Source organism: Acidobacteriota bacterium (genome assembly GCA_038040445.1).
Lineage (GTDB): Bacteria > Acidobacteriota > Blastocatellia > UBA7656 > UBA7656 > Onstottus_A > Onstottus_A frigus.
This window is the reverse complement of sequence record JBBPIG010000009.1, coordinates 181,017-205,077: the sequence shown is the minus strand read 5'-3', so window position 1 is coordinate 205,077 and position 24,061 is coordinate 181,017. Positions and strand designations below refer to the sequence as shown.

Below are 24,061 nucleotides of genomic sequence, written 5' to 3'. Positions count from 1 at the left end.
GCGTACCGTGAAGGCTGCAGCATCAATAACCCACCTCTCACGAGGTGGGTGTGCGCGGCCGAGGCATTCGTTTGTAGGCTTCATCATCAGGGACCCACCTCTGACGAGGTGGGTATGAAGGGCTGCCACAGAGCGGCAGAGCGCAAAAATCTGACGCGCACCCTCTCGGAGAAGGAGGAACCACGGAATGATCGGAACACCTGCGATTGTTGGAGATATCCAGTGAGCGATATCAGATTCACAAAGGCCCAGGGCATGGGCAACGACTTCTTGATCATCGAGGTGGAAGACGTCGCCACCCTCCGGACGGCGAGCGAGCTTGCACGTGAGATGTGCCAGCGTAACTACGGCGCCGGAGCTGATGGCATCGTACTGGTCACTCGCGCTCGCCACGAGGACGCGGACTTCGCGTCACGGATATTCAACGCCGATGGGAGCGAAGCCGGAGTGTCGGGCAACGGCACCCGCTGCGCCGCAGCTTATCTTTATCACGCAGGATTGTGGAGCGAACCTCAGGTCCGAATCGCCACCGCTGCCGGTGTGAAGCAGGGCAGATTAGTAGCACGCGAGGGCGCGCGCTTCGAGTTCGAGTTTGATATGGGCAGACCGAACCTCTCGAGCGAAGCGGTGCCGATGTCTATTACTCCGCCGATCGAACACGTGGTGCGATACCCGCTGCACCTGGGCGGAGACGTGCTCGAAGTGACTTGCCTGTCGATGGGCAATCCACAATGCATCATCTTCGTGACGGACTTGAACGCGGTAAACCTGGAAGAGATCGGCCCGCTCATCGAAGACCATCCGATCTTCCCGGATCGCGCAAACGTCGAGTTCGCGCGTGTGATCTCACGCGACGAGATCGAGATTCGAATCTGGGAGCGAGGCGCCGGGCACACGCTCTCATCGGGAACCGGCTCGTGCGCATCAACGGTGGCGGCAGCTTTGAATGGCTTGACCGATCGCAGTGTCCGGGTGCGCACCGAAGGCGGCGTGCTTCGAGTAGACTGGCGGGATGATGATCGAGTGATGCTCACCGCTTCGGCGGAAGTCGTTTACGAAGGCCGGTGGCTTACGAGAGCGCCAAATATTAGACTTCGTAGCGTACTCTGAATTGTCGGCCGCCAATGGGCCTATTCACCCTTCGCCTTGCGGATTGTCATCGCTTCCGTTCAGAAATGGCACATTCTCGTAGACGCATGTGCATTTGGAAGTTCGTGACGAAAGGTGATAGAAGTTTGTGATGGAAGGAAGTTTGTGATGGGGTGCGCGTCAAAATTGTTGGTGGGGTTTCAGGCAATAGCGCTAGCCTCCCAGTATTCCTCCCAACGGCCGCTCATCTGGCAACATCGAAGCCAGATGATTGAGTTTGCGCCCCTTACGGTCCAGTGCATGCCGGATTGCTTGAGCCGGTGGCCGACTACCGTTTTGCACCCGGCTTCGACCACGCCGGATCCAACAAACAGCCCCGCCCTGCGGAAATCCCCATATCGCATCCGCTCAGCGTTCGTCAGGAAGTATGCTATTTCTCTTGCCACCGCATCGCTTGCAGTAACTTCCAGGGGCCTGAGTCTCTTGAGCGAAGTGATGACACTCTCCACGTCTCCCTCTTTCAGTTTCGCGCTCCACATCTCCGTCATCCGCTTTGCCTTCTTACTCCCCTGACCATATAACAGTTTTGCTAGTTTGCTCAGATGCTCCAAGGCGTGAAACAAATCCACAATCTGGATCGCGCCCGGAAAGTGCAGTGCTGCCAGCGCCCATATCCATGGCGCTCCATCCCCAAGCACAACTACTCTAAGTGCCCGCGCCAGACCACGCCTCAGCGCTTCGGCATAGATTCTCCATCCGAACTCGCTCGCCGTCTCGATCGCGCCAACATAGGATGTCGAATCCGCGTCCCGCACCGGACGCCCCTTCTCGTCTTCAGTAGTTTGAGTGAATACACATCCAAGCTTCGACTCCCGGCTTTTCGCCTTGCCGTCCTCGCCCTTTCCTCTCCGCCCCTCGACTTCCCGAGGCACTACCGGAACACTGGTGGCATCCATTGCTACATACAGTATTGGTATTGTTGCCCCTCCCATCGGCATAACCTTGCCCGATTTGATCAGCTCTCGCTCCTGTCCAGACAGCCTCTCTATCCGGTCGCCAATTGCTTCTGAGGTACGTTCCACTTCCTTCGTCTTAACCGCGATACCGGCCAGTTCTTCCAAGTCCCGCCGGCCCTCATCGAACGGTTCCTTTCCGCCTACTCGTCCCATCATCCGTCGAACACCGGGGCTGAAACTTGTGCCAGTGATATCTAACTCCTCGTCCTTAGGGATTACTCCACTGCCGCACTTAGCGCAGTAGTAATAGGCCCGCTCTATACTTACATCTGAGAGCACTGTAACAAGCTGCTTCGACCGGTACTGGATGAACTTCGCATGGTGCCCTTTGGAGCAGTCCACCTTCGCTCCACGGTAACCCAACTCCGCGTTGAGCAGCTTCTCCAACAAGCTCCCTCCGACCTTGTGCATTACCGCCCGGACAGCCGTCTCTGACGCCTCCAGATCGAGTCGGCCGCCTCGCCGATAGTCCCCCAGAATCCTGCCGACCACTTGTTTTATTTCTTGCTCCGCTTCCTGGAGAACCACCTTCGTAGTTTTTTTTTCAACTCATCGAGTTCTCGCTCCTCCTCTATCTCCTCCACCGGGAGCAACCTGCAAATCTTCTCGTTAACTCCGACCAACTCTTTTGTCAGCCGCAGAAACGCTTGGTAGTTCTCGACTTCTCTTCTGACCTTCTCCAACTCCGGGCCTAACCGCAGGTTCTGGGCCACACTCTTACCCCCAACCGTGCTATTCCAGAGATACTGCGGCCCGTGCCCGGGGTGATTAGGTTGGGCGCAAGCGCAGTTCGCCTTTCCACACTTGCGGTAGTTAACTGAGATCGTGCCTCGCCGAAAGTCTCCCAACTGATCCAATTGGCGACGGAGATCGTTCCTAAGGCTTTCCAGCGCCTCCAAGTTCTCTTTCATCCCGTCCTCCCTTCAGAGGATATCATCCTCTCTGAATGCTTATTTGCATTCAGATTCTATGACAAAAAAAGAGAACCTGCAAATCCTACCTATTAATTTGTCGCGCACCCTTTGTGATGTGTGATTGACATATCCCACACGATATAGTAGGCTGCCGGAGCTACAAAGGAGAGAGTGGTTATTCTGAGCTAATAACTCTCTGCAACGCACACCTTAAAATCGGAGGATAAAATGCCTGTCAAACGTAGTCCTGCTGTGGAGCTTAAAGCGGATAAGAAGACCTTGCTTAAAGACAATTTCACAACCGATGCAAAGGGCAACATCCTGGTAAAAAACAAGGCTCTGAATAAAGCCCTTTCAGAGAGTCTCGAAAAGACTGCTCTCGACCCCAACATCGCCGCGATTAGGATAGGCGTGGTCGTTGATTTCTAGGAGCAACGATGCGCAGGCATGCCGCAGTGTCGGCGTGAGGCCGAGGATGTGCCTTTCGTGCGTCGTCACTAGTGAAATGCGGTCCAAACCGCACCCACATCGTACGGACTTGGCTGGATTGCTTCGGTCTCGAACTCTAGAAGGTGATGAGGACTGGGGCGTAATCGCGAGAGGTCTGTGCGAACAGGCCTTGGCTCGAGCCTCACCTTCGACAGTTCTGCGGTCAATGTTGGCTCTCTTGTTGCGGACTTGGCTGGACTGGGAGCATCAAGGGGAATCATACAGGCTAGCTGACCCGGAGGTGTTTCTCCGCCTGTATGCGCTTACGGCTGACGCGGCAGACGACCAACTGAGGAACGTCCACGCTTCCCTCTTGCTTGTCCATTGTCATTTGGCAGATGCTGACACAGTTGCGGGTTCTGGATTAGCGTTTCTGCGTCTTGTCCATTCGCATGGAGAGATTCTTCGCTTATCCAACGGCGCTTGGTCGGTGTGTGCTTCTCCGATTGCGGTAGCGCCTAACTTGGCTCCCTTATGTGTGCTTATGCCCACCAACGGGCTGTTCGATGATTTTCTTCCAGTTCACTTGTATCCCCCATATGAACAAAAACAGGCAGACTCTTTTGATTTGGATCGCGTCGCAACAATCGAGTCAGCCATCGTGATTCTCCGAGAGTATTCGTCGGAGTTATGTGTGAACTTCTTGTCGCGAATTCGAACAATAGCGCTTACGCCACCACTTGGCGAGCAGCCGCGTCGAAGTTTCAGTTGCAGGCTTGGTTACTATGGAGCCATCTTCGCGGACGTAATTCCAGGCGACGTTATTGATACTGCAGTTCATCTCTTGCATGAGTACTGCCATCAGCAGCTTTGGTCTTTGTGGTTTGTTCGGCCTAGTTTGGCCGTTGAGGAAAATGGTGCTGTGGTGCGTTCGCCATTCACCGAACGACTTGTACCTGCCCCCGTGATGGCTCAAGCATATCTGATTTATTCAGCTACTCTAGACTTCCTGCATTGGATCGTGTCCTCGAATGCTAGTGGGGCAGGTGTTGATCGCGCAGTCGACGACCTTAAACGTGTTGAACGACGGTTGCCAGTGCTAAGAGACTCATTGCTGGTATCGTCAGCGGCCTCGTCAGCGTTGCGCGAACTGGTCGGGTTTTGTGACCAGGCAAATGGTGTGTGCTTATGAATATAGCCGGAAATACTTCTCCAAAGACGATCCTCGCAACGATGCCGTTTGGCCCGATTTACATTCCGTCGCTGGCTCTAGGCCTATTAAAGGCAGCGGCTCAACAAGAGACCTACAATTGCACGATCCGGTATTCGACGCTCTATTTCGCGGATCTTTTTGGCATCGAGGCCTACCAGAGGATGGCAGAGGGGTTCCCAGCCCCGACGTCGCTTGCTGGTGAATGGATCTTCTCGGGCTTGCTGCCGGGAAAAGGTTGGAAAGAACGAGAGGTTTACTTCGAGTGGCTCCAGCGCCAATCTGAAGCCTCCCGTTGCTATAACCCAAGCGCTCGAAGCATCGAACTCGAACGGGTGTTAGCGGACATTGATCGGGCGACTTCCCTTGCCAAGGATTTCATTGACGCGGAAGTCGATTTCATACTAGCTGAACAGCCGCAGATTGTTGGTTTCACTTCAGTATTCCAGCAAACGGCAGCTTCGCTTGCGGCAGCGCGAAGTATCAAGGAACTGGCGTCTGATACGATTATCGTGTTCGGCGGGGCCAATTTTGAACAGCCGATGGGGGAAACGCTCCTCGATTCCTACGAGTTCATAGACGCAATCGTTAGCGGGGAGGGCGAGGTTGCCTTTATTGACCTTCTTCATCAAGTTGCGTCTGACAAACCTCTTCGCTCTATAGGTAACCTAGTCATCCGCAGCGTCAAGAGTCCTCAGACGAACCCATCCGCATCGTGCGGAGAGCTGGTTGATCTACGAACTTCGAGCCCTATGGTTCCCCAGGATCTGCTGCCACATTTTGAAGAGTACTTCGATACCATTGGGCAAATGGAATGGCGAGATAAGATTCCGATTCATCTTCCCTTTGAGACATCGCGCGGGTGCTGGTGGGGTGCGAAGCAACACTGTACCTTCTGTGGCTTGAACGGACAAACGATGCGGTTTCGGTCAAAGTCCCCAGAACTCGCGGCACGACAGCTTGAAGACCTAGTTCGCCGCTACGGAAGTCTTCCGATCGATATGACGGATAATATTCTCGACCATGAATATTTAGACTCGTTTGTTCCGAGCGTTGCGGAGATGAATCTCGGAGTCTCCATCTTTTTCGAGACGAAGTCGAACTTAAGGCGGGATCAACTAAAGGCGTTGGCGGAGGCCGGCATCGATCGGCTGCAGCCGGGAATTGAAAGCCTTACAGATGAGACGTTGAAGCTGATGCGCAAGGGCGTATCCGCCCTCCAGAATATCCAACTTCTAAAGTGGTGCAAGGAATTGGGGGTTCAGGTCAGTTGGAACTATCTATGGGGATTCCCGGGAGAATCTCCCGAACAATACGATTCGATAGCTAGATTGATGCCTCTCCTCACACACCTTCCTCCGCCTAATGGCGGAGGCTCAGTCCGGCTCGACCGTTTCAGCCCATATTTCAATGATCCAAAAACTTGGGGCCTGGCCAATCTGCATCCATATGCATCGTATGAATATGTTTTTGGGTTGAAACCGGAACTACTGGAAAAAATGGCGTATTATTTTACTTTCGATTACCAGCCCCCGCAGGACGTAAGCAGGTATACTTCCGCACTTGTGCAATCGCTGGGTATGTGGTTTCGAGAACATGATAAATCAGAACTAGTATATGTAGATCAGGGTGAAGAGGTTTTGATTGTGGACACGCGACCGATAGCCGTTCAACCCGTGGTGATCCTGGATCGTCTTGCGAGTAGTATCGTGCGCACCTGCTGGCGTCGCACCGCCAAAACACAATTGATGCAGGAAGCAGTTCGCCGCGGAGGTGAGCCCGAAGCCGCGCTCATCACAGCAGCGCTCGATGCCTTGGTGGCCAACGGCATCGTGCTGGAGTACAACGGTTCTGTGCTGTCACTGGCAATGTCATTGCAAGAGTACTCGCCAAAAAGTGATGGCCTTGCGCAAGTGGCGGCGGCCATCCAATCAGCATCTGTGGCTTCAGGTGATGATGACGATCTAATAATCGAGCGTGAGAGCCATCTGCTTGTGTGTTAGTGAAATGCTGGGCGTCCATTTCCCAAACCCATTGATCAACTACGACTGCACGGGGTTCGGCCAAGGGAGTGCATTATGGCAATGGCAGGCGAGACTCACGACGATGAGGCGGCTATCAGACACGATCTAGTAACCGCATGCCGACTCTTCGCGCGCTTTGGGTGGACCGACTTGGGAGCCACGCATCTTTCTACCCGCCTTAAGGGAAGTCTTGAAGAGAGATTTATTATCAATCCACACGGTTGTTGGTTGGGTGCGATGCGGGAAGACTTGCTCTATCGCCACAGTCTTCGCGCGGAGAATGATTGTTTACGGCAAGGCGAACAGAAAGAGGGAGTTGGAGTGGCCATACACAGCGCCATTTACACCGCGCGGAAGGATATACACTGTGTGCTACACACCCACACTACTGCCGGAATTGCTGTCTCTATGCAGGAATCCGGACTCCAAATGCTGAGCAACCAAGCGGCGATGTTTTTCGGCAAGCTCGCATATCACGAAGCTCGTTTGGGAGAGGATGAGCCAGCCGGCACCGCCCGTGATCTTGCCAAAAATGACGCGATGATACTTCGACATCACGGCCTGCTTGTGTGCGGAAGGAATGTTCCAGAAGCGTTTGTGCGGATGCACTTGCTACAACGGGCCTGTGAGTCGCAGATAGCGGGCCAAATGGCGGGGGTTCCGTTGCTGCCGATGCTAACAGAAGTATGCGTTGCGATAAGCGGTCAAGCTGACGCGCTCATCCACCACCACGCGAGCGCTGTCTGGCCTACGCTTTCGCACTTAGTTTCGCAGAACGCAAGTGAGTACGCACACTTCCCTTTGGAAAATAATTGAATGGTTACGGTGAAGCACGACAGCCTTATTGAATTCTATCAACTCTGGCCGGATGCTCTGGCGCCAAAGCCCGCCGATCCAAGCATCGTTGGCTCAATCTCGCTTAGAGCCTTCCAGTACTGTGAACCATTCACGTCTGCATCAGGTTACGGGTGGTACATGTTTCCCCCGATCGACTTCGACGTAAGATGGGACGGGCATGCGAGCGTATGGAGAAGTGCGGCGACGCGCGACTGGGAACCGCTGCGAAGCGTTGTGGCTGAGGAAATGGCTGCGGAGCTAGCAGCGCACTCGACGCGAACCGGAAGAATCTGTCCCGGTTCGTTTCCTTTTCTAAGTCATGCGCCCGAATCCGGCATAGTTCAAATCTGGTCCGGGTTGGTAGTACGTACCCTGCCGGATTGGGTAGTGCTTGTTAGGCCGCTAGCAAACTATCCGCGCGAAGCCGCATTTGATGTGCTCGAGGGGATCATTGAAACAGACTGGTGGGTGGGTCCTCTGATTTCGCCCATACGAATTACGAAATCCGATCTAACGATCGAGTTTCGAAAGCAGCGCCCATATGCGCAGATTCAACTGGTCCATAGAGGCGCTTACCGCTCCAAAACTTTGACCGAGGCGAAGTCGATGATGGGAGTTCAGACCTTGACATCCGACCTATGGGACGCCTTCGCGAAGACACTGCTGGATGCTTCGAAACCCGACCGTAAGCCTGGAACCTACAAGCGCCGCACCCGTTCGCGTGGGGTTGACTGATTCCAATACATTTTTGATTGCATCTGGATCACTCCCGGCTGGCTTTGCTTCCCGGCTTTACCATGAGAGTCTCCAGCAGTTGTGCGATCGTATTCATGTCGTCCAGTGATCCCAGAAGTGTGAGCGTTGGATTGTACCGAACTCGTGGTGAACGATGCTTAGTAGGAGCTTCTGTGATTGGTCCGTTGCGACGGGGGGCAGCTCCGGGGCCTCTAGCCGAACGAAACCGCGGAGAGCGTCGAGGTTCTCAGAGACGAGTTGCGAGGAGTCACGAGAAATCACCACTCCGTTTGACCCACGTCGCCGAGAGTGGTCGGGTAATCTCTAAACTGAATCTCATGAAGTCGCTTGTAGAGTCCACCACCAGCCAACAACTCGTCGTGCGTGCCTTCTTCGACAATCCGTCCTTCATCGAGCACGATGATCCGGTCCGCGCGTCGCACCGTCGAGAGCCGATGAGCTATCACGAATGTTGTGCGGCCTTGCATCAACGTTTCGAGCGCGTCTTGCACCAATCGCTCCGATTCAGAATCGAGCGAACTGGTCGCTTCGTCGAGTATCAGAATCGCCGGGTTCTTCAGCAGCGCGCGCGCGATTGCGATTCGCTGGCGCTGGCCACCCGAAAGCTTTACTCCGCGCTCGCCGACGATCGTGTCGTAGCCGTCCGGGAATTCCGAGATGAACTCATGAGCATGAGCCGCGCGAGCCACGGCCTCAATCTCGTCATCGACCGCGCCCAGCTTGCCGTAAGCGATGTTCTCGCGAATGGCCCCGCCAAAAAGCGTCGTCTCTTGAGGCACCATTCCAATCGCGCCCCTCAAGTCCACAAGTCGCACTGACCTGATGTCGTGGCCGTCGATCAGAATCGCGCCCGAGCTCACATCGTAGAAGCGCGGGATCAATGCTACCAGCGTAGACTTCCCTGCCCCGCTCGGACCGACCAGCGCAATGAGCTCGCCGGGCTTCGCTTCGATGGTCACGCCTTTCAAGACGGGCAGCGCTCGCTCGTCGGGATAAGTGAATTGCACGTCGATCAGCTCAACGTGGCCTTGAACGCTTTCAAGCGGCTCAGGATTGTCGCGGTCCTTTATCTCCGGTTTGATATCGAGTAACTCGAACACTCGCCGGGTCGAACCGATCGCTTGATTGAACTGGCCGTAAAGCTCGCTCATCCCGCCGACCGCTCCGGCAACGAAGAATGTATAGAGCACGAACTTGATCAGATCGCCAGCGGTCATTTGACCGGAAATAACCATGCGGCTCCCAAACCACAGAACCACCGCTATGCCGCTGTAGACCACCAGAATGATGAACGCGATGAAGCCGCCGCTTGCGACCGCGCGCTTCACGGCCAGTTTCAACGAATCCTGAATCCTGTCGCGATAGCGCGCGCGTTCATACTCCTCGCGGACAAACGATTGAACGATGCGAATTGCGGACAGCGTCTCCTCGAGGACCGAGTTTGCTTCGGCGAGGCGGTCCTGGACCTGGGTGCTCAATCGGCGAACGTAGCGGCCATACAAATGCGCCGCGACAATTACAACCGGCACGATGGCGAGCATCAGCAGCGACAATCGGGCGTTGGTGATGAAGATAATCGTTACGCCACCCACCAACAACAACCCCGATCGGAGAAGCTCGGTGATGCTGCCCGTGGTTACGGTCTGGACTACGCTCACGTCCGACGCCAATCGCGAAGTCAGCTCGCCTACTCTGCGGTTGGCAAAGAACGACACGGGAAGATCCGTGAGATGGTTGTAGACCTGAGTGCGAACATCAGCGACGATCCGTTCGCCAGTGTACGAGAGGAGGTAGGTTCGCAAGAAACTGAATCCTGCCTGGGCGCCAAAAACCCCGACGAGAAGCAACGCGAACTGGTTCAGCTTGTGCGAATCGCGTTGGACGAAGGCGGCGTCTATGAGCATGCCCACCACCTGAGGAAACGCCAGCCCAAGTCCGCCAGCGATCAACAGCGAGAGCAACGCAACGGCGAGCCTGACCCGATATGGCTTCGCGTAGGACAGCAGCCGCAACAGATCTCGGGGCGACACTCTTGGCTTTTCTTTCGCGTCAGTGGCTTCTTTTGCGGAGCTTTTGTCGGGTCGTGCCGGCATTGGTTTCACAGTGGCTAATAGCTTCAACTACAGCGCTCGCATAGGTCAAGCGTTTGGACTGTCCGATCGATCCTCGGAACACTTTGCGACATCCTGGCGTTCAGCAAACAGGGAGCGCCGCTATCAAGACTCCCGCTTAACGACTCTGAGTACCGTGAGCCGTTGCGTCGTTGATCTCGGGTCTCCCGGCTGCTAGACTCGACGGCAATTCAGGAACTTCAACTCAGGAGGTGCAAGCTTTGTTTCGTATCACCAAAACTCTTCTCGTAGTCGCATTCGTGACTGCGGCCGTGGCCCAGTCGCCACAGTCGCCGCTCTCGGACTCTCGACTTACCGTTCACACTCTCGTTCGCGAGGATATCTTCGCCGGCTGGATGGCGGACGACATGGAGCGCTTCTCGAGGGGAGAAAAGAACATTCAGTTGCTGCTGGAACAACGCCCTGCCCAAAGAGCCAACCTGATGTCGTGGAAGGGCGGTGCCTCTCTCTATCGCGCCGTACGCGCCTACGAAGACAAGCGCACCGATGAGTTTCAGCGATACTACCGCGAGGCGCTCGATGCTTTCGCCGAGGCCGCAAAGCCCACCACGGGGAACGATGGAGTCGCGGCGATCACCGGTGGCAGCTTCGCAATTTTCGGGGACCGGCTTCCGAAGGAATATCGCACGCACGCCTGGTCACAGGCTTATGACTCCTACAAGGCGCTCTACAACCTGCAGGCTGGGATCGTCGATCGGCTGCCGGTGCATCTTAGAGGTGAGGTTCTCGCCGGGCTTGCTCAGTCGGCGCAGCGTACCGGTCACGCGGAAGAGTCGGCACAGTTGGTCGACAAGATGCTAGCTGTGATGGCCAACACACCTTACGAGTCTATGGCTAAGAAGTGGAAGGCAAATCCTGAGGCAGCGGCGACCACGAGTCTCACCTGCATGAACTGCCACGATGCGGGCCGCCTCTCCGCACGCGTGAGCTATCTCAACTCAAATAAGTGAAATGGGCTCCCCCGAAGCTCGAAGTACGTTGTCCATCCATGAAGAGGTGCGAGATGTTACGAATCCTCAGCCTGGCAGCACTGGTCATTGTGAGCCTGGCACATCCGGGTGACGTTGTCGCCAAGCGCCAAACCGGTGGAGTCGCTTCGGAGCTGACTCAGATCGAGCATCGCCTCGTAAAGGCATGGCTCGACGGAGATCGCAAAACGGTCGACTCTATTCTAGCTGCCGATTGGCCGGTGATTGACCTGACGGGTCACGTGTTGACCAAGGCGCAGGTGATGCAGGAGCTCGGCTCGGGCGAGCGGAAGATCGAATCCCGATCGGTTGATGATCTCAACGTACGAGTGTTTGGCGACACCGCGGTGGTCACAGGCCGCTCGGTACTCGCCGGCAGCTACCAGGGAAAGCGGGCTAGCGTAACCCAACGGTTCACCGACGTTTTCGTAAAGCGTGATGGGCGCTGGCAGGCCGTCGCGTCGCAAGGCACTCAGATCGCGCAATAGTTAGGAGGCGGACGCAACAACTAACGGCGAAGTTCACATCAGTCTGTCCTTCAGCCTGCGCACGACTTCCAACGCTTGTTCTGAAGTCAGCCCTTCCGTATCGAGGTTCCGCAACTCATCAACGACCACGTCATTCGCCGCTTCAAACAACGTCGGCTGGGGAGCGACTTTTCGCGAAGGCAGATGACGAGCGAACTTCGGCTTGCCGGTCACGTCCAACTCATTCGCCTCCAGGTTTGAAAGTATCTCACGCGCCCGCTCGGTCACCGTTCGAGGCAAGCCAGCCAATCGAGCTACTTCGATGCCATAAGACTTCGACGCCGTTCCCTCGACCACCCTGCGAAGAAATACGATCGTGCCGCCGCTCTCCTTGACTGCCATCTGATAGTTGCGCACTCCCGGCAGCAGCTTCGCAAGCTCGGTCATCTCGTGATAGTGCGTCGCGAACAGCGTCTTCGCCGCGTGCTGCGGATTGTCGTGCAGATACTCGGCGATCGCCCACGCCAACGACAATCCATCAAACGTCGAAGTGCCGCGGCCAACTTCATCAAGCAGGATCAGACTGCGCGGCGTAGCGGTGTTGAGGATGTTTGCGGTCTCGGTCATCTCGACCATGAAGGTCGAACGTCCGCGCGCCAGACTGTCCGACGCGCCCACGCGAGTGAACACGCGATCGAGAATTGCGATTCTTGCTTCATCCGCGGGGACGAATGAACCGATCTGCGCGAGTATCGAGATCAACGCAGCTTGCCTCAGGTAAACAGACTTGCCGCCCATATTCGGGCCGGTGATGATAAGCAGCCGATCGGTCGAGTTGTTCAGATATGTATCGTTCGGAATGAATCGCTCGCCGGTTGCTTCGATCACCGCGTGACGGCCAGTGCGTATGTACAGCTCGTCGTCTTCGGTCAACACCGGCCGGCAGTAGTTGCGCCGAGCGGCCACCTCAGCGAGGGATAGCACGGCGTCCAGAATCGCCAGCGCATGAGCGACCGACTGCACGCGCTTGGTTTCAACGGACACAGTTTGTCTGATTTCGGTAAACAGAACCTGCTCGATCTCGCTGATCCGCTCTTCGGCGCCGAGGACCTTGGCTTCATACTCTTTCAGCTCGGGCGTGGTGTAGCGCTCGGCATTGGTCAGGGTCTGCCTGCGTTCGTAGTCCGGGGGCACGTTCTTAAGATTCGATTTGCTTACTTCTATGAAGTAGCCGAACACGTTGTTGAACTTAACCTTCATCGACGAGATGCCTGTGCGCGAGCGCTCGCGCGATTCGATCGCCGCGATGAAGCTCTTGCTGGACGCCGAAAGGCCGCGCAGTTCATCCAATTCCGCGTTGTAACCCGAACGAATGTAGCCACCATCGGTGAGCGTAGCGGGGGGATCGTCGGCTATGCTCTTGCCGATCAGATCGCGCAAGTCTTGCAACTCGTCCAGGCTTTCAGCTAACACCTCGAGCAGAGAAGCAGTCGCATCAGCAAGCATCTCCTTGATAATCGGTATCGCGTCCGCTGAAGTCTTCAGCGCCATAAGGTCGCGGGCGTTTGCTCGCCCGAGGCTTATGCGCGCCATCAAGCGTTCGAGATCGACGATGCGCTTCAACTCGGAGCGCAACCGATCGCGAAGTATCAACGCATTCCGAAGTTCCTCGACCGCATCGAGCCGAGCATTCAACTCGCCAAGCTTCATCGAAGGGCGCAACAGCCACTGCTTCAACAGTCGCGAGCCCATGCCTGTCACAGTCTCATCGATCACTGCAAGCAATGTGCGATTGCGCGAGCCGTCGAGCGCTTCCACAAGCTCGAGATTCCGCACGGTTGGCTGGTCCAGAATCAAATAGTCATTCGGCTCAAAGTAAGAGAGCCCGGTTATGTGAGCAGCTTCGTCCTTCTGCGTCTCGCGAACGTAGTGGAGCACGCCGCCCGACGCTGCGACCGCCAGATCGCGTCCGCCAAGGCCGAACCCTTCGAGCGACGCAACGCCAAAGTGCGTCAGCAAAAGCTCGCGCGCACGATCGAAGGAGAAGAACCACTCGTCGAGAGGGTTCAGCGCCGGTTGATATCCTGAGAAGCTAAACCCGCTTGCAACAAAATCGCCCTCGGCTGTGATCGCGCCGCTGTCGCCTTCGGGCTTGCGCCCGGACGTGAACAGTGGCTCGAGCGACTTTGGGAAAATGATCTCCCGCGGGCCAAAGCATTCGAGCTGTTCCAACACGCGCTGCCAGGCCGCTTCGCCTGAGAACTGAGTCGCCAGAAACTCGCCAGTCGAAAGATCCAGAAAAGCCGCCGCCATTCCAAAACCCGCGCCGAACACCGAAGCCAGATAGCTGTTCTCTCTCGCGTCCAACAACTGGGAATCTATTGCAGTGCCGGGTGTGATTACTCGAACGACTTCGCGCCGGACGAGCTTGGTGGTTTTCTTTGCATCTTCGGTCTGATCGCATATCGCGACGCGATAACCCTTGCGCACGAGCTTGGCTATATAGCCGCCCGCTGCGTGATAGGGCACGCCGCACATCGGCACGGGGTTGCCGCGCTCGCGATGGCGGGCCGTCAGCGTGATCTCAAGCTCTTTCGCGCCAATCACCGCATCGTCGAAGAAGAGCTCATAAAAATCGCCTAGGCGAAAGAAGAGAAGCGTTCCGGGATGCTGGCGCTTGATCTCCTGGTACTGCCTGAGCATTGGCGTGGGTGTCTGCATGAAATTGGTCAGTAGTCGGTGATCAGTTGCTCACCATAGCGAGAACGCTTCCAACAATCTCAGGTGCTTAATAGGTCTCCGCGTTGGGCCCAGGTTGTCAGCGCGTAGGTTGTTTCGGCCATGGGCAGAATATATAATCGGCTATCGGCAGGTCAAACCTGTTCAAAGTATTTTCCAGCAATGAGCATCATTGTTGTTTTAGACCAGGCTTGCTGAAACGTAGAGGACACGAAGATTTAATGGCAATCCCACTAACGGTGTGTCAAAGACTCCGGGAATCTCACGCAAGTCCGAGATTGTGTGAAACTCCGGAAATATCCCCAACTTCAGTTGGGGGTATTTGGAATCCGCTAGCGGCTTTTTAGGCACCCTGGTCAGTGTTGCAATCTTCAACGGGCGGCGGCCCTATTGAATAAACAAGAGTTCACAACACTAGACCCAGTCATTCTCGCGCTCCACACGTCATCTGAGACAACAAGCGTGGCGGTTAGCCAGGGCGCGAAGTTGTTGAGATCAATCAAGGCGCCGCCGGATGAGAAGCGTTCGGATAAGCTATGGTCTGACGTTCAGGCTCTGCTGGTGCAACTCGATCTGACGATAAGCGATGTTGAGGTGTACTCAGTGTGCGTCGGACCCGGTAGTTTCACCGGACTGCGCGTGGGGATGGCCGCGGTGAAGGGCTTTTCCGCGGCAAACAACAAGCCCATCGTTGCAGTTACTTCGCTCGAAGCCGCAGCGTTCGCCGCAGGTCCGGCGCCGTATGTCTGTGCGATCGTGAATGCGTATAAGGGTGAGGTCTATTCGCAGTTGTTTTCATTTGATCGGGACGGTGTCCCGGCTGCGCTGAATGATCCGATGATGTCCAGCCTTGAACAGGCGGTCGAGCGAGTCGCTGATGTCGATGAACTAGTTTTGGCCGGCGGCGGCGCGGCAGGCGGAGCAGGGGTCGCCGGCAGAACGAGTCAGCGGGTGAGCAAGCAGCCGGCTCAGTGTCCGGCGGAAGACATCGCGGCGCTGGCCTTCTTGAAAAACGCGCGCGGCCAGGTGGAAACGGCGGAGAGTTTGAAGGCCTGCTATGTTCGGCCATCCGAGGCTGAAATAAAGTTGTCGTTGGGCCTTCTGGGTTCTAAGATCAAACGGAGCATGAAGCTCGAATGACGATGAAAGAAGTTCAGAGTTCAGAGGTCAGAGTTTAAAGTTCAGAGTTCAGCCTTCAGGCTGCCGGTTTCTTCGAGAAGCAAGTCTGCAAGCTAAAGCTTGAACTCTGAACTCTGAACTCTGAACTCTAAGCCCAAACGGGAGTTGCGGTGTCGATAAGCAATCTTACAAGCCGCGAATACGAGGCGATGTTCCGGCCGTACTTCATCGAGCCGATGCGCGACCGCGATCTGATTGACGTGGTCGAGATCGAAGAGACCAGCGGGCTGAATCGCTGGGGATACGACGCCTACCAGCGCGAGTTGTTCACAAATCCGAATTCGATATTGATCGTGGCGCGCAACCTGTTTCTGGGCCCGCCAGTCGTCGGCTTCTTTGCCGGTTGGGTCGTCGAAGACGAGTTGCACGTCAACAACGTAGCCTCGCACCCGGAGTATCGCCGTATAGGCATTGGCCGGAGCTTGATGGAAGCCGCGATCGATGAAGCAAGCCGTCGAGGCGGCGCGCAGGTTGTGCTCGAAGTGCGAGCGTCAAATGAGGCCGCTCAGTTGTTATACAGAGAGCTTGGTTTCAGCTTCATTGGCCGGCGGCGAGACTACTATCGCCTTCCCACCGAGGATGCGCTAATGATGAGACTGCGGTTCTAATCGCTCGAACAAGCCAATAGCTGCGAGCGTTAATAGATCGACTACGGAACCGGCAGCAAGAGCCCTGAGAGTGCCTCAAGTTGACAGAACGAATTTTGCGCGGATAGAATCAAGTTCGCCGAGCGGGAGTAACTCAGCGGTAGAGTGCGACCTTGCCAAGGTCGAAGTCGCGGGTTCAAATCCCGTCTCCCGCTCCAGAGTTTTAAGGGCGAAGGCGAAGACTCAGCGATCCGCGAGAGTTGCCTTCGCCCTTTAGTTTGAAAATTCATGGCGGCGTAGCCAAGTGGTAAGGCAGAGGTCTGCAAAACCTTTATCCATCGGTTCGATTCCGATCGCCGCCTCCAATACCCTCGTTCAAATCCGTTGGTGACCGCTCGGCTTCACCGACACGAGCGATAGTCACTCGCACTCGAGAGGTAAGCGTTATGTCCCGTATCAAGCTCCGGATTCTCACCATCTTTCTGGTCGTGTTTGATCTGGCTTGCAACGTGGCCACCGCCACCGTTGCAATTCCGGACCCGGTGATAGACGCGCCACTTGCTGCGGCCAAGGGCGAGCAGACGGCGGTCCTTGCCGGAGGCTGCTTTTGGGGTATTGAAGCCGTGTACGAACACGTCAAAGGAGTCATTGACGCCGAGTCCGGCTACGCCGGGGGATCAGCCGGTACCGCTCATTATGAAATGGTCTCCTCGGGTAACACCGGGCACGCCGAATCGGTTCGAATCAAGTACGATCCGTCGCAGATCTCCTACGGTCAACTTCTCAAAATATTCTTTTCCGTAGCGCACGACCCTACGCAACTAAACCGGCAGGGCCCCGACACCGGCACACAATACCGTTCGGCTATCTTTTGCTCCAATGAAGACCAGAAGCGCATCGCGCAAGCCTACATAGACCAGCTAAATCGGGCCAAGGCTTTTGAGCGCCCGATTGTCAGTGAGGTCGCCTCGGGTAAATCCTTTTTTCAAGCTGAGTCTTACCACCAGAACTACGTCGTGCATCATCCAAACGAGCCGTACATCGTGATGCATGACCTTCCCAAGGTTGCTAATCTTCGCAAGCAGTTTCCCAATCTTTATGTGAAATGACGACCAGCAATTTGTTTGGAAGGGCGCAAGAACTACTGCGGCAGATGCTTGGGCCGCAAGCTCAGTTTCGCGAAGGTCAGTGGCAAGCCATCGACGCCATCGTCACGAGCCGCGGCCGGGTCCTCGTTGTCCAACGCACCGGCTGGGGCAAGAGTCTCGTCTACTTCCTCTCGACAAAGCTTCTGCGCGAGCAAGGCGCAGGGCCTACGATTCTGGTCAGCCCGTTGCTGTCGCTGATGCGCAATCAAATCGAAGCCGCCTCGCGCATCGGCGTTCGCGCTTTCACCATCAACAGCTCGAACCGCGCGGAATGGGATGCCGCCGAAGCCGCGCTGGCCAAAGATTCTTGCGACATCCTGTTGATCTCGCCCGAACGCCTTGGCAACGACCGGTTCATGCGCTCAGTGCTTCCGGGCGTCTCGGGCCGCGCAGGTCTCTTCGTAGTCGATGAGGTTCACTGCATATCGGATTGGGGACACGACTTCAGACCTGACTACCGGCGGATTATTCGCGTGATGCAGAGCCTGCCCGCCGGAATGCCGGTGCTCGGAACTACGGCCACGGCCAACGATCGCGTTGTTGCAGACGTTCAACAACAACTCGGACCCGAGTTGGTTGTCTTGCGAGGTCCGCTCGCACGCGCCTCGTTGCGGCTTCAAAACATCGTGCTATCGAGCCAGGCTGAACGGCTCGCGTGGCTCGCGGAAAACGTTCAGAAGTTCAAAGGGAGCGGCGTCATCTACTGTCTGACCGTCGCGGATGTCGAACGCGTCACCAACTGGCTCAAGTCACAAGGCATCACCGCCGAAGCCTATCACGCGGGCGACGATGCGAAGATCGATCGCGAAGCCCTCGAAAAGGCGCTGCTCAACAACGAACTCAAAGCGTTGGTCGCGACGGTCGCGCTCGGCATGGGGTTCGACAAACCGGATCTCGCGTTTGTGATTCACTTTCAGCGGCCGGGGTCGGTGGTCGCATACTATCAACAAGTCGGAAGAGCCGGGCGCGCGGTCGATCGCGCTTACGGGATATTGCTAAGCGGAAGCGAAGACGATGATATTCAGGACTACTTCATCGAGAGCGCGTTCCCCGCTCCTGATACGATGACCTCGATACTCGATGTGGTCGGCGCCAGCGATGGTCTATCGATCAACGAGTTGCTTGCTCGTGTGAACGTCTCGCATTCGATGGCCAACCGAGCGCTGAAGCTGTTAGAGATCGACGGCGCGATCGTGATCAAGTTCGACAAGAAGGTTCTGTATTTTCGCAGCGCGATTCCATGGCAGCCGGACCTCGATCGAACAAATCGAATCACAGCCTTGCGGCGGGCCGAGCTTGCCCAGATGCAGAGGTACGTCGCTCATCGCGGTTGCTTGATGGAATTCCTCGCCCGCGCGCTGGACGATCCCGACGCAAAGACTTGCGGCGTGTGCGCCAATTGTCAGGGGCGAGGCTTTCGCGCCGAAACGTCAACTGAATTGGTCCGGCAAGCCGCCGAGTTTCTTGGACGAGTCGATATAGTGCTCGAACCGAAGAAGCGCTGGCCTCTGGATATGTCTCTCTCGGAGACGTCGGTCATCCCTGCTGAAATGCGCAACGCGCCGGGCCGCTCGCTTTGTTACTACGGCGACGCCGGATGGGGCCGGCTGGTGCGCGAAGGCAAGTATGAACGCGGTAAATTCGACGACCAGATGGTGGACGCATCCGCGCTATTGATTCGCGAGCGATGGCAGCCTGAGCCGTTTCCTGATTGGGTCACGGCAATACCCTCGCGACGCCATCCGGGGCTGGTGTATGATTTCGCCGCGCGGTTGGCCCGTTCGCTTGGCATTCCGTTCGTCGCTGCGCTCGTCCGAACGTCGGAAGCGCCCGAACAAAAGTTGATGGCCAACAGCTCGATGCAAGCGCGCAACATCGCGGGTACACTCACCACGATCGAAGACGTTCCGAGCGGCGCAGTCCTGTTGATTGATGACATAGTCGATTCGGGCTGGACGTTGACGCTCGCCGGATGGCTGCTGAGAAACAAAGGCAGCGGCGTGGTTCATCCGTTTACCTTGGCTCGCGCAACAGCACGCAAGACTTGACCATGAAACTTAGTAACGATTCATTCGCACTCTTCCTGCTATGTTCGCACCTCGGTCTGCCCGACGAGCCCGACGCGAAACCACTCAGCGCGCGAGAATGGAATCAACTGGAACAGAAGCTCGCAGCCAACTCTTTTAACGTGGCGGGACTGCCGGGTTTAACCGCCCAGCAGATCAAATCGACTCTTCAGACCGGCGAAGACGAAGCCGCGCGGCTTGCCAGCTTGCTTGACCGGGTCGAAGCGATGGAGCAGGAGATCGAACGGCTGGCGGAGCTTGGCATCTGGATCATCACGCGATTTGACGAAGACTATCCGCCCCGGCTCACCGAGCGATTGAGGGGCGCGGCGCCGGTGATGCTCTACGGCGCCGGAAGCGCGCGGCTGTTGAATCGTCGCGGGCTGGCGGTAGTTGGCTCCCGGAACATCGATCAGCGTGGCTTCGCGTTGACCGAGTTCATCGGCAACGCGTGCGCCGAATCGAATCTGACGGTTTACTCCGGCGGCGCGCGCGGCGTGGACAAGACCGCGATGGGCGCGGCGCTCGCGGCAGGCGGCAGCGCGGCCGGCTTGCTCGCCGACAGCCTCGAAAAAGCTATCCGAGCCGCCGACGCTCGAACGGCTATGGAAGAGGGACAGCTCGTGCTCGCGACGCCCTACTCTCCGCAGGCGAGTTTCAACGTCGGCACGGCGATGGCCCGCAACAAGCTGATCTATGCGCTGTCGGACTTCGCGCTGGTGATCGCCAGCGATGCCGAAAAAGGCGGCACGTGGGCAGGCGCCGAAGAAGCCTTGAAGGCCGCAATGGTTCCTGTGTTCGTAGTCGAGGGTCCTGACGCGCCCGATGGCAATCGTTTGCTGATCAAACGCGGCGCGCTTCCCTTCCCGGATTCGTTTAGCGATTCGCCGTCGTCGCTCGGGGATTGGCTCGAGGAACACGCGCGGCTCAAGCAGCCTGAGGCCGTACAGGGCAGTTTGTTTTAGCAAGGTATGCCTTGGCCTCGCAAGGCCGCAGGGCGCCTAGGGCGCGCGTTGGGTTTTCGCGCATCACCTCTGACAGAGACTGTGATGCGCGAAAACCTGACGCGGACCCCGCGAAACCCGTCAGGTTGAATAACTCGCGCTCTTGCCGGATACTTCTCTTCCCTCTCAGTTAACGCTTATAGGAGCCTAATCAAATGAAAAGAGCCCTGGGAATACTCGCGGTCGCGTTCGTTCTTGCAACCGGCGCGCTTGCGCAAGCTGAGAAGCCGCTGTTGCTTCAGAAGCCAACCATAAGCCGCACTCAAGTCGCATTTGTCTGCGCCGGAGATTTGTGGATAGCCCCACGCGAAGGCGGAGACGCTAAACGTCTGACGACCGGCACCGGCATAGAGACTAACCCGATCTTCTCGCCCGACGGGTCGATGATCGCCTTCACCGGCGAGTATGACGGCAACATCGACGCATATGTAGTCCCGGCTGCGGGCGGAGTCCCGCGGCGGCTGACTTATCATCCGGGTGCCGACATTGTCGCGGGCTGGACAACCGACGGCAAGAGCGTCCTCTTCGGCTCGGGGCGGAATAGTTACTCGCGGTTCGCGCGCCTGTTCACTATCTCGACCGACGGCGGCTTTCCGGTTGAAGTTCCCCTGCCGATGGCCTTCGAAGGCTCCTTCTCGGCCGACGGCTCGCGGCTGGCTTACTGTCCACTGCCGCGCGCATTCACCGCGTGGAAGCGCTATCGAGGCGGCCAGACTACAGCGGTCTGGCTGGCAAAGCTTGCGGATTCGAGCGTCGAGAAAGTTCCGCGTGACAATTCAAACGACTTCAACCCGATGTGGGTCGAAGGAAAAGTCTACTTCCTGTCGGATCGCAACGGTGCGGTAACGTTGTTTGCCTACGACACGGCTTCCAGGAAAGTCTCTCAAGTCGTTCGCAATGATGGGCTCGATATCAAGTCGGCCACCGCAGGACCCGGCGCGATAGTCTACGAGCAGTTCGGCGCGCTCCACGTGCTCGACCTCAAGACTGACAAGACTCACAAGCTCGATCTTAGAGCCGCGGGCGACATGGCCTCGGTGCGTCCGCGCTTCGAAAAAGTGGCGAGCCGCATCCTCAACGCGACGCTTTCTCCGACCGGCGCGCGAGCCGTGTTCGAAGCTCGCGGCGAAATCCTGACCGTGCCGGCCGAGAAAGGCAACGCGCGCAACCTGACCAGGACGCCGGGCGCCGCCGAACGGGACCCGTCGTGGTCACCCGATGGAAAGTGGATCGCTTACTTCTCGGATGAGTCGGGCGAGTATGCGCTTCACCTTCGTGATCAGAACGGCATGGGTGAGCCGAAGAAGATCAATCTAGGCAATCCGCCTTCGTTTTATTACTCACCGCTTTGGTCGCCCGATAGCAAAAAGATCGTCTACACCGATAAGCGCCTGAACCTCTGGTACGTCGATATCGACAAAGGCGCGCCGGTAAAAGTGGACACCACGACTTATGAAAACCCCTGGCGCGTTTTTGATCCGTCGTGGTCCCCCGACAGCCGATGGGTGACCTACACCAGGCAGCTCAAGAATCGACTTGGCGTCGTTTGTGTTTACTCGCTCGAAACCGGGAAGAGCACGCAGGTAACTGACGGTTTGAGCGACGCGCGCTTCGCCACGTTCGACAAGGGCGGCAAGTACGTCTATTTCACGGCCAGCACCGATGCCGGCCCGACGACCGGATGGCTGGACATGTCCAGCTTCAGCCACGAGGTTACTCGCAGCGTCTACGTGATCGTGCTTCGGCGGGACCTCCCTTCGCCGCTCGCTCCGGAAAGCGACGAAGAGAAGGTTCAAGATGAGAAGAAACCTGCGGAGACGCCGCCGGCCGCCGGCGCAGCCCCGCCCGCAACGCCAGCCGCGCCCGCAACGCCAGCCGATAAGCCGGCTGACAAGAAAGAAGCGGTCGCCGTCTCGATCGACTTCGACAACATCGGCCAGCGAATTCTTGCGCTTCCGCTTCCCGCGCGAAACTATGTAGGCACCAGCGTCGGCAAGGCCGGCACGCTTTACATTCTGGAAGCCCAGCGAGTTCCAGGCGTCAGCTCCGCGGCAATCGTTCACAAGTTCGATCTCGAAAAGCGCAAGACCGACAAAGTCCTTGAAGGAGTCTCCGCCTTCGACGTGTCCGCCAACGGCGAGAAGATGCTCTTCAGACAAGGAGCTGGCTGGTTCATCGCTTCGACGGCTCAACCGCTCAAGCCCGGCGAAGGCATGCTCAAGACCGACGAGATGGAAGTCTGGGTCGACCCGCGCGCCGAATGGAATCAGATGTATCGCGAGGTGTGGCGCATCGAGCGCGACTTCTTCTACGATCCGGGCTATCACGGCCTCGATCTGAAAGCGACCGAAACCGCGTACGCGCCCTACCTGGCCAGCCTGGCTCATCGCGCCGATCTTAACTATCTGTTCTCCGAGATGCTCGGCGAGCTTACGGTCGGACACCTTTACGTGGGGGGCGGGGATGCACCCGAGGTAAAGAAAGTGAAGGGCGGGTTGCTGGGCGCGGATTTCAAGATTGAGAACGGCCGCTACCGATTCGCGCGAGTCTACAACGGCGAGAACTGGAACCCGCAGCTTCGCGCGCCGCTGACTCAGCCCGGGGTGAACGTCGCCGCCGGCGAATACCTGCTGGCGGTCAACGGACGCGAGCTTCGAGCAAGCGATAGCGTCTACAGCTTCTTCGAAGGCGCCGCCGGCAAGTCGGTGGTCATCAAAGTCGGCTCGGACCCCAACGGCGCAAACTCGCGCGAGGTCACCGTAGTTCCAGTCGAGGGTGAACAGGGATTGAGGAACCTCGCCTGGATCGAAGACAACCGGCGCAAGGTCGATCAGATGAGCGGCGGCAAGCTCGCGTATGTGTATCTGCCCGACACTGGGGGTGGCGGCTTCACCAACTTCAACCGTTACTACTTCGCTCAGATAGATAAGCAGGGCGCGGTGATCGACGAGCGGTTCAACGGCGGCGGCACCGCTGCCGACTACATCATCGACTACATGCGCCGCCCCTTGCTGAGCTACTGGGCAACGCGCGAAGGCGAGGACTTCACCACACCGGTCGGCTCGATCTACGGACCGAAGGCGATGATCATCAACGAGTACGCAGGCAGCGGCGGCGACGCTATGCCGTGGTACTTTCGCAGGGCGGGCGTCGGGCCTCTGATCGGCAAACGTACCTGGGGCGGGCTCGTCGGTATCTATGACTATCCCACGCTAATCGACGGCGGCCAGGTGACCGCGCCCCGTGTCGCTTTTTGGAGTCCCGAAGGCAAGTGGGATGTCGAGAATGCCGGCGTCACTCCCGACATCGAAGTCGAGTTCGACCCGATGGCGTGGCGCGCGGGGCGAGACCCGCAACTCGAGAAGGCGGTCGAAGTTGTGCTGAGCGCGCTGAGTAAGAACCCGCCGCCCACTCGCACGCGTCCGCCTTATCCGAACTATCACAAGCCCAACGGCCGCGCCGGAAAATAAGGCCACCAACCGCCGGTAGCGCGAAT

The 24,061-nt window shown here is 57.2% G+C and carries 16 protein-coding genes and 2 tRNA genes; 15 read left to right on the top strand and 3 right to left on the bottom strand.

Going from position 1 to position 24,061, the window contains the following annotated elements; genetic code table 11:
- The first annotated feature begins 222 nt into the window (after positions 1–222).
- Entirely contained in the window at positions 223–1,110 is an 888-nt protein-coding gene (gene dapF, locus AABO57_12550) for a diaminopimelate epimerase (GenBank protein ID MEK6286562.1), read from the top strand.
- Positions 1,111–1,289: 179 nt separating this feature from the next.
- Here the strand turns inward: dapF and AABO57_12545 are convergent.
- Positions 1,290–3,016 (bottom strand): ISKra4 family transposase gene (locus tag AABO57_12545; protein ID MEK6286561.1). Its coding sequence is split into 2 segments (ribosomal slippage): positions 1,290–2,638 and positions 2,638–3,016, totalling 1,728 coding nucleotides; the frame shifts between segments, so codons are not numbered across the junction.
- A gap of 231 nt (positions 3,017–3,247) precedes the next feature.
- On the opposite strand from AABO57_12545, the gene AABO57_12540 reads away from it, so the two are divergent.
- The 4 genes from AABO57_12540 (at position 3,248) to AABO57_12525 (ending at position 8,254) form a co-directional block, all read left to right on the top strand.
- Positions 3,248–3,448 carry a hypothetical protein gene (locus AABO57_12540; protein ID MEK6286560.1) on the top strand — a complete coding sequence of 67 codons (201 nt, stop codon included), beginning with the start codon at positions 3,248–3,250 and terminating at the stop codon, positions 3,446–3,448.
- A 1,188-nt stretch (positions 3,449–4,636) separates the two neighbouring features.
- A complete protein-coding gene (locus AABO57_12535; protein ID MEK6286559.1) occupies positions 4,637–6,661 on the top strand; it encodes a RiPP maturation radical SAM C-methyltransferase in 2,025 nt (674 codons plus the stop codon).
- Between the two features lie 75 nt (positions 6,662–6,736).
- Positions 6,737–7,498 (top strand): class II aldolase/adducin family protein, encoded by a 762-nt coding sequence (locus AABO57_12530; GenBank protein MEK6286558.1) that lies wholly within the window; start codon positions 6,737–6,739, stop codon positions 7,496–7,498.
- Positions 7,499–8,254, top strand: a complete 756-nt coding sequence (locus AABO57_12525) for a DUF6065 family protein (protein MEK6286557.1) — start codon at positions 7,499–7,501, stop codon at positions 8,252–8,254. It abuts the gene before it with no gap.
- A 278-nt stretch (positions 8,255–8,532) separates the two neighbouring features.
- Here AABO57_12525 and AABO57_12520 read toward each other — a convergent pair whose 3' ends face one another.
- Positions 8,533–10,368, bottom strand: a complete 1,836-nt coding sequence (locus AABO57_12520; protein MEK6286556.1) for an ABC transporter transmembrane domain-containing protein — start codon at positions 10,366–10,368, stop codon at positions 8,533–8,535.
- Between the two features lie 239 nt (positions 10,369–10,607).
- Between AABO57_12520 and AABO57_12515 the strand changes: the two genes are divergently transcribed.
- Both AABO57_12515 and AABO57_12510 read left to right on the top strand, forming a co-directional pair.
- The gene (locus AABO57_12515) at positions 10,608–11,357 is read left to right on the top strand and encodes a hypothetical protein (GenBank protein MEK6286555.1); all 750 of its coding nucleotides are present in this window, start codon (positions 10,608–10,610) and stop codon (positions 11,355–11,357) included.
- Between the two features lie 53 nt (positions 11,358–11,410).
- The gene (locus tag AABO57_12510) at positions 11,411–11,863 is read left to right on the top strand and encodes a nuclear transport factor 2 family protein (protein MEK6286554.1); all 453 of its coding nucleotides are present in this window, start codon (positions 11,411–11,413) and stop codon (positions 11,861–11,863) included.
- Positions 11,864–11,896: 33 nt separating this feature from the next.
- Here AABO57_12510 and mutS read toward each other — a convergent pair whose 3' ends face one another.
- The gene (mutS, locus tag AABO57_12505) at positions 11,897–14,563 is read right to left on the bottom strand and encodes a DNA mismatch repair protein MutS (GenBank protein MEK6286553.1); all 2,667 of its coding nucleotides are present in this window, start codon (positions 14,561–14,563) and stop codon (positions 11,897–11,899) included.
- 408 nt (positions 14,564–14,971) lie between these two features.
- Between mutS and tsaB the strand changes: the two genes are divergently transcribed.
- The 8 genes from tsaB to AABO57_12465 all read left to right on the top strand — a co-directional run bounded on the left by tsaB (position 14,972) and on the right by AABO57_12465 (position 24,035).
- Positions 14,972–15,721, top strand: coding sequence for a tRNA (adenosine(37)-N6)-threonylcarbamoyltransferase complex dimerization subunit type 1 TsaB (gene tsaB / locus AABO57_12500; GenBank protein ID MEK6286552.1), 750 nt, complete (start codon positions 14,972–14,974; stop codon positions 15,719–15,721).
- Positions 15,722–15,870: 149 nt separating this feature from the next.
- Complete coding sequence (gene rimI / locus AABO57_12495) at positions 15,871–16,368, top strand: ribosomal protein S18-alanine N-acetyltransferase (GenBank protein ID MEK6286551.1); 498 nt, start codon at positions 15,871–15,873, stop codon at positions 16,366–16,368.
- A 122-nt stretch (positions 16,369–16,490) separates the two neighbouring features.
- Positions 16,491–16,565 (top strand) — tRNA-Gly (locus AABO57_12490).
- A 72-nt stretch (positions 16,566–16,637) separates the two neighbouring features.
- Positions 16,638–16,712: transfer RNA gene (locus AABO57_12485), tRNA-Cys, on the top strand.
- Between the two features lie 81 nt (positions 16,713–16,793).
- Positions 16,794–17,456: a peptide-methionine (S)-S-oxide reductase MsrA gene (msrA, locus tag AABO57_12480; GenBank protein ID MEK6286550.1), complete on the top strand. Its 663-nt coding sequence runs from the start codon at positions 16,794–16,796 to the stop codon at positions 17,454–17,456.
- A complete protein-coding gene (locus AABO57_12475; GenBank protein ID MEK6286549.1) occupies positions 17,453–19,543 on the top strand; it encodes a RecQ family ATP-dependent DNA helicase in 2,091 nt (696 codons plus the stop codon). The genes msrA and AABO57_12475 overlap by 4 nt, the downstream gene beginning before the upstream one ends.
- Before the next feature lie 2 nt (positions 19,544–19,545).
- Complete coding sequence (locus tag AABO57_12470) at positions 19,546–20,526, top strand: DNA-processing protein DprA (protein MEK6286548.1); 981 nt, start codon at positions 19,546–19,548, stop codon at positions 20,524–20,526.
- A gap of 194 nt (positions 20,527–20,720) precedes the next feature.
- On the top strand, positions 20,721–24,035 hold the full coding sequence (locus tag AABO57_12465) for a PDZ domain-containing protein (GenBank protein MEK6286547.1): 3,315 nt from the start codon (positions 20,721–20,723) through the stop codon (positions 24,033–24,035).
- The last annotated feature ends 26 nt before the right edge of the window (positions 24,036–24,061 follow it).

Excerpts from the sequence above, each read along its gene's own strand:
- AABO57_12475 (MEK6286549.1), top strand. The coding sequence starts at position 17,453 with ATGACGACCAGCAATTTGTTTGGAAGGGCGCAAGAACTACTGCGGCAG.
- AABO57_12535 (MEK6286559.1), top strand. The coding sequence starts at position 4,637 with ATGAATATAGCCGGAAATACTTCTCCAAAGACGATCCTCGCAACGATG.
- AABO57_12540 (MEK6286560.1), top strand. The coding sequence starts at position 3,248 with ATGCCTGTCAAACGTAGTCCTGCTGTGGAGCTTAAAGCGGATAAGAAG.
- AABO57_12530 (MEK6286558.1), top strand. The coding sequence starts at position 6,737 with ATGGCAATGGCAGGCGAGACTCACGACGATGAGGCGGCTATCAGACAC.
- AABO57_12470 (MEK6286548.1), top strand. The coding sequence starts at position 19,546 with ATGAAACTTAGTAACGATTCATTCGCACTCTTCCTGCTATGTTCGCAC.
- AABO57_12510 (MEK6286554.1), top strand. The coding sequence starts at position 11,411 with ATGTTACGAATCCTCAGCCTGGCAGCACTGGTCATTGTGAGCCTGGCA.
- mutS (MEK6286553.1), bottom strand. The coding sequence starts at position 14,563 with ATGCAGACACCCACGCCAATGCTCAGGCAGTACCAGGAGATCAAGCGC.
- AABO57_12465 (MEK6286547.1), top strand. The coding sequence starts at position 20,721 with ATGAAAAGAGCCCTGGGAATACTCGCGGTCGCGTTCGTTCTTGCAACC.
- AABO57_12520 (MEK6286556.1), bottom strand. The coding sequence starts at position 10,368 with ATGCCGGCACGACCCGACAAAAGCTCCGCAAAAGAAGCCACTGACGCG.
- msrA (MEK6286550.1), top strand. The coding sequence starts at position 16,794 with ATGTCCCGTATCAAGCTCCGGATTCTCACCATCTTTCTGGTCGTGTTT.
- AABO57_12525 (MEK6286557.1), top strand. The coding sequence starts at position 7,499 with ATGGTTACGGTGAAGCACGACAGCCTTATTGAATTCTATCAACTCTGG.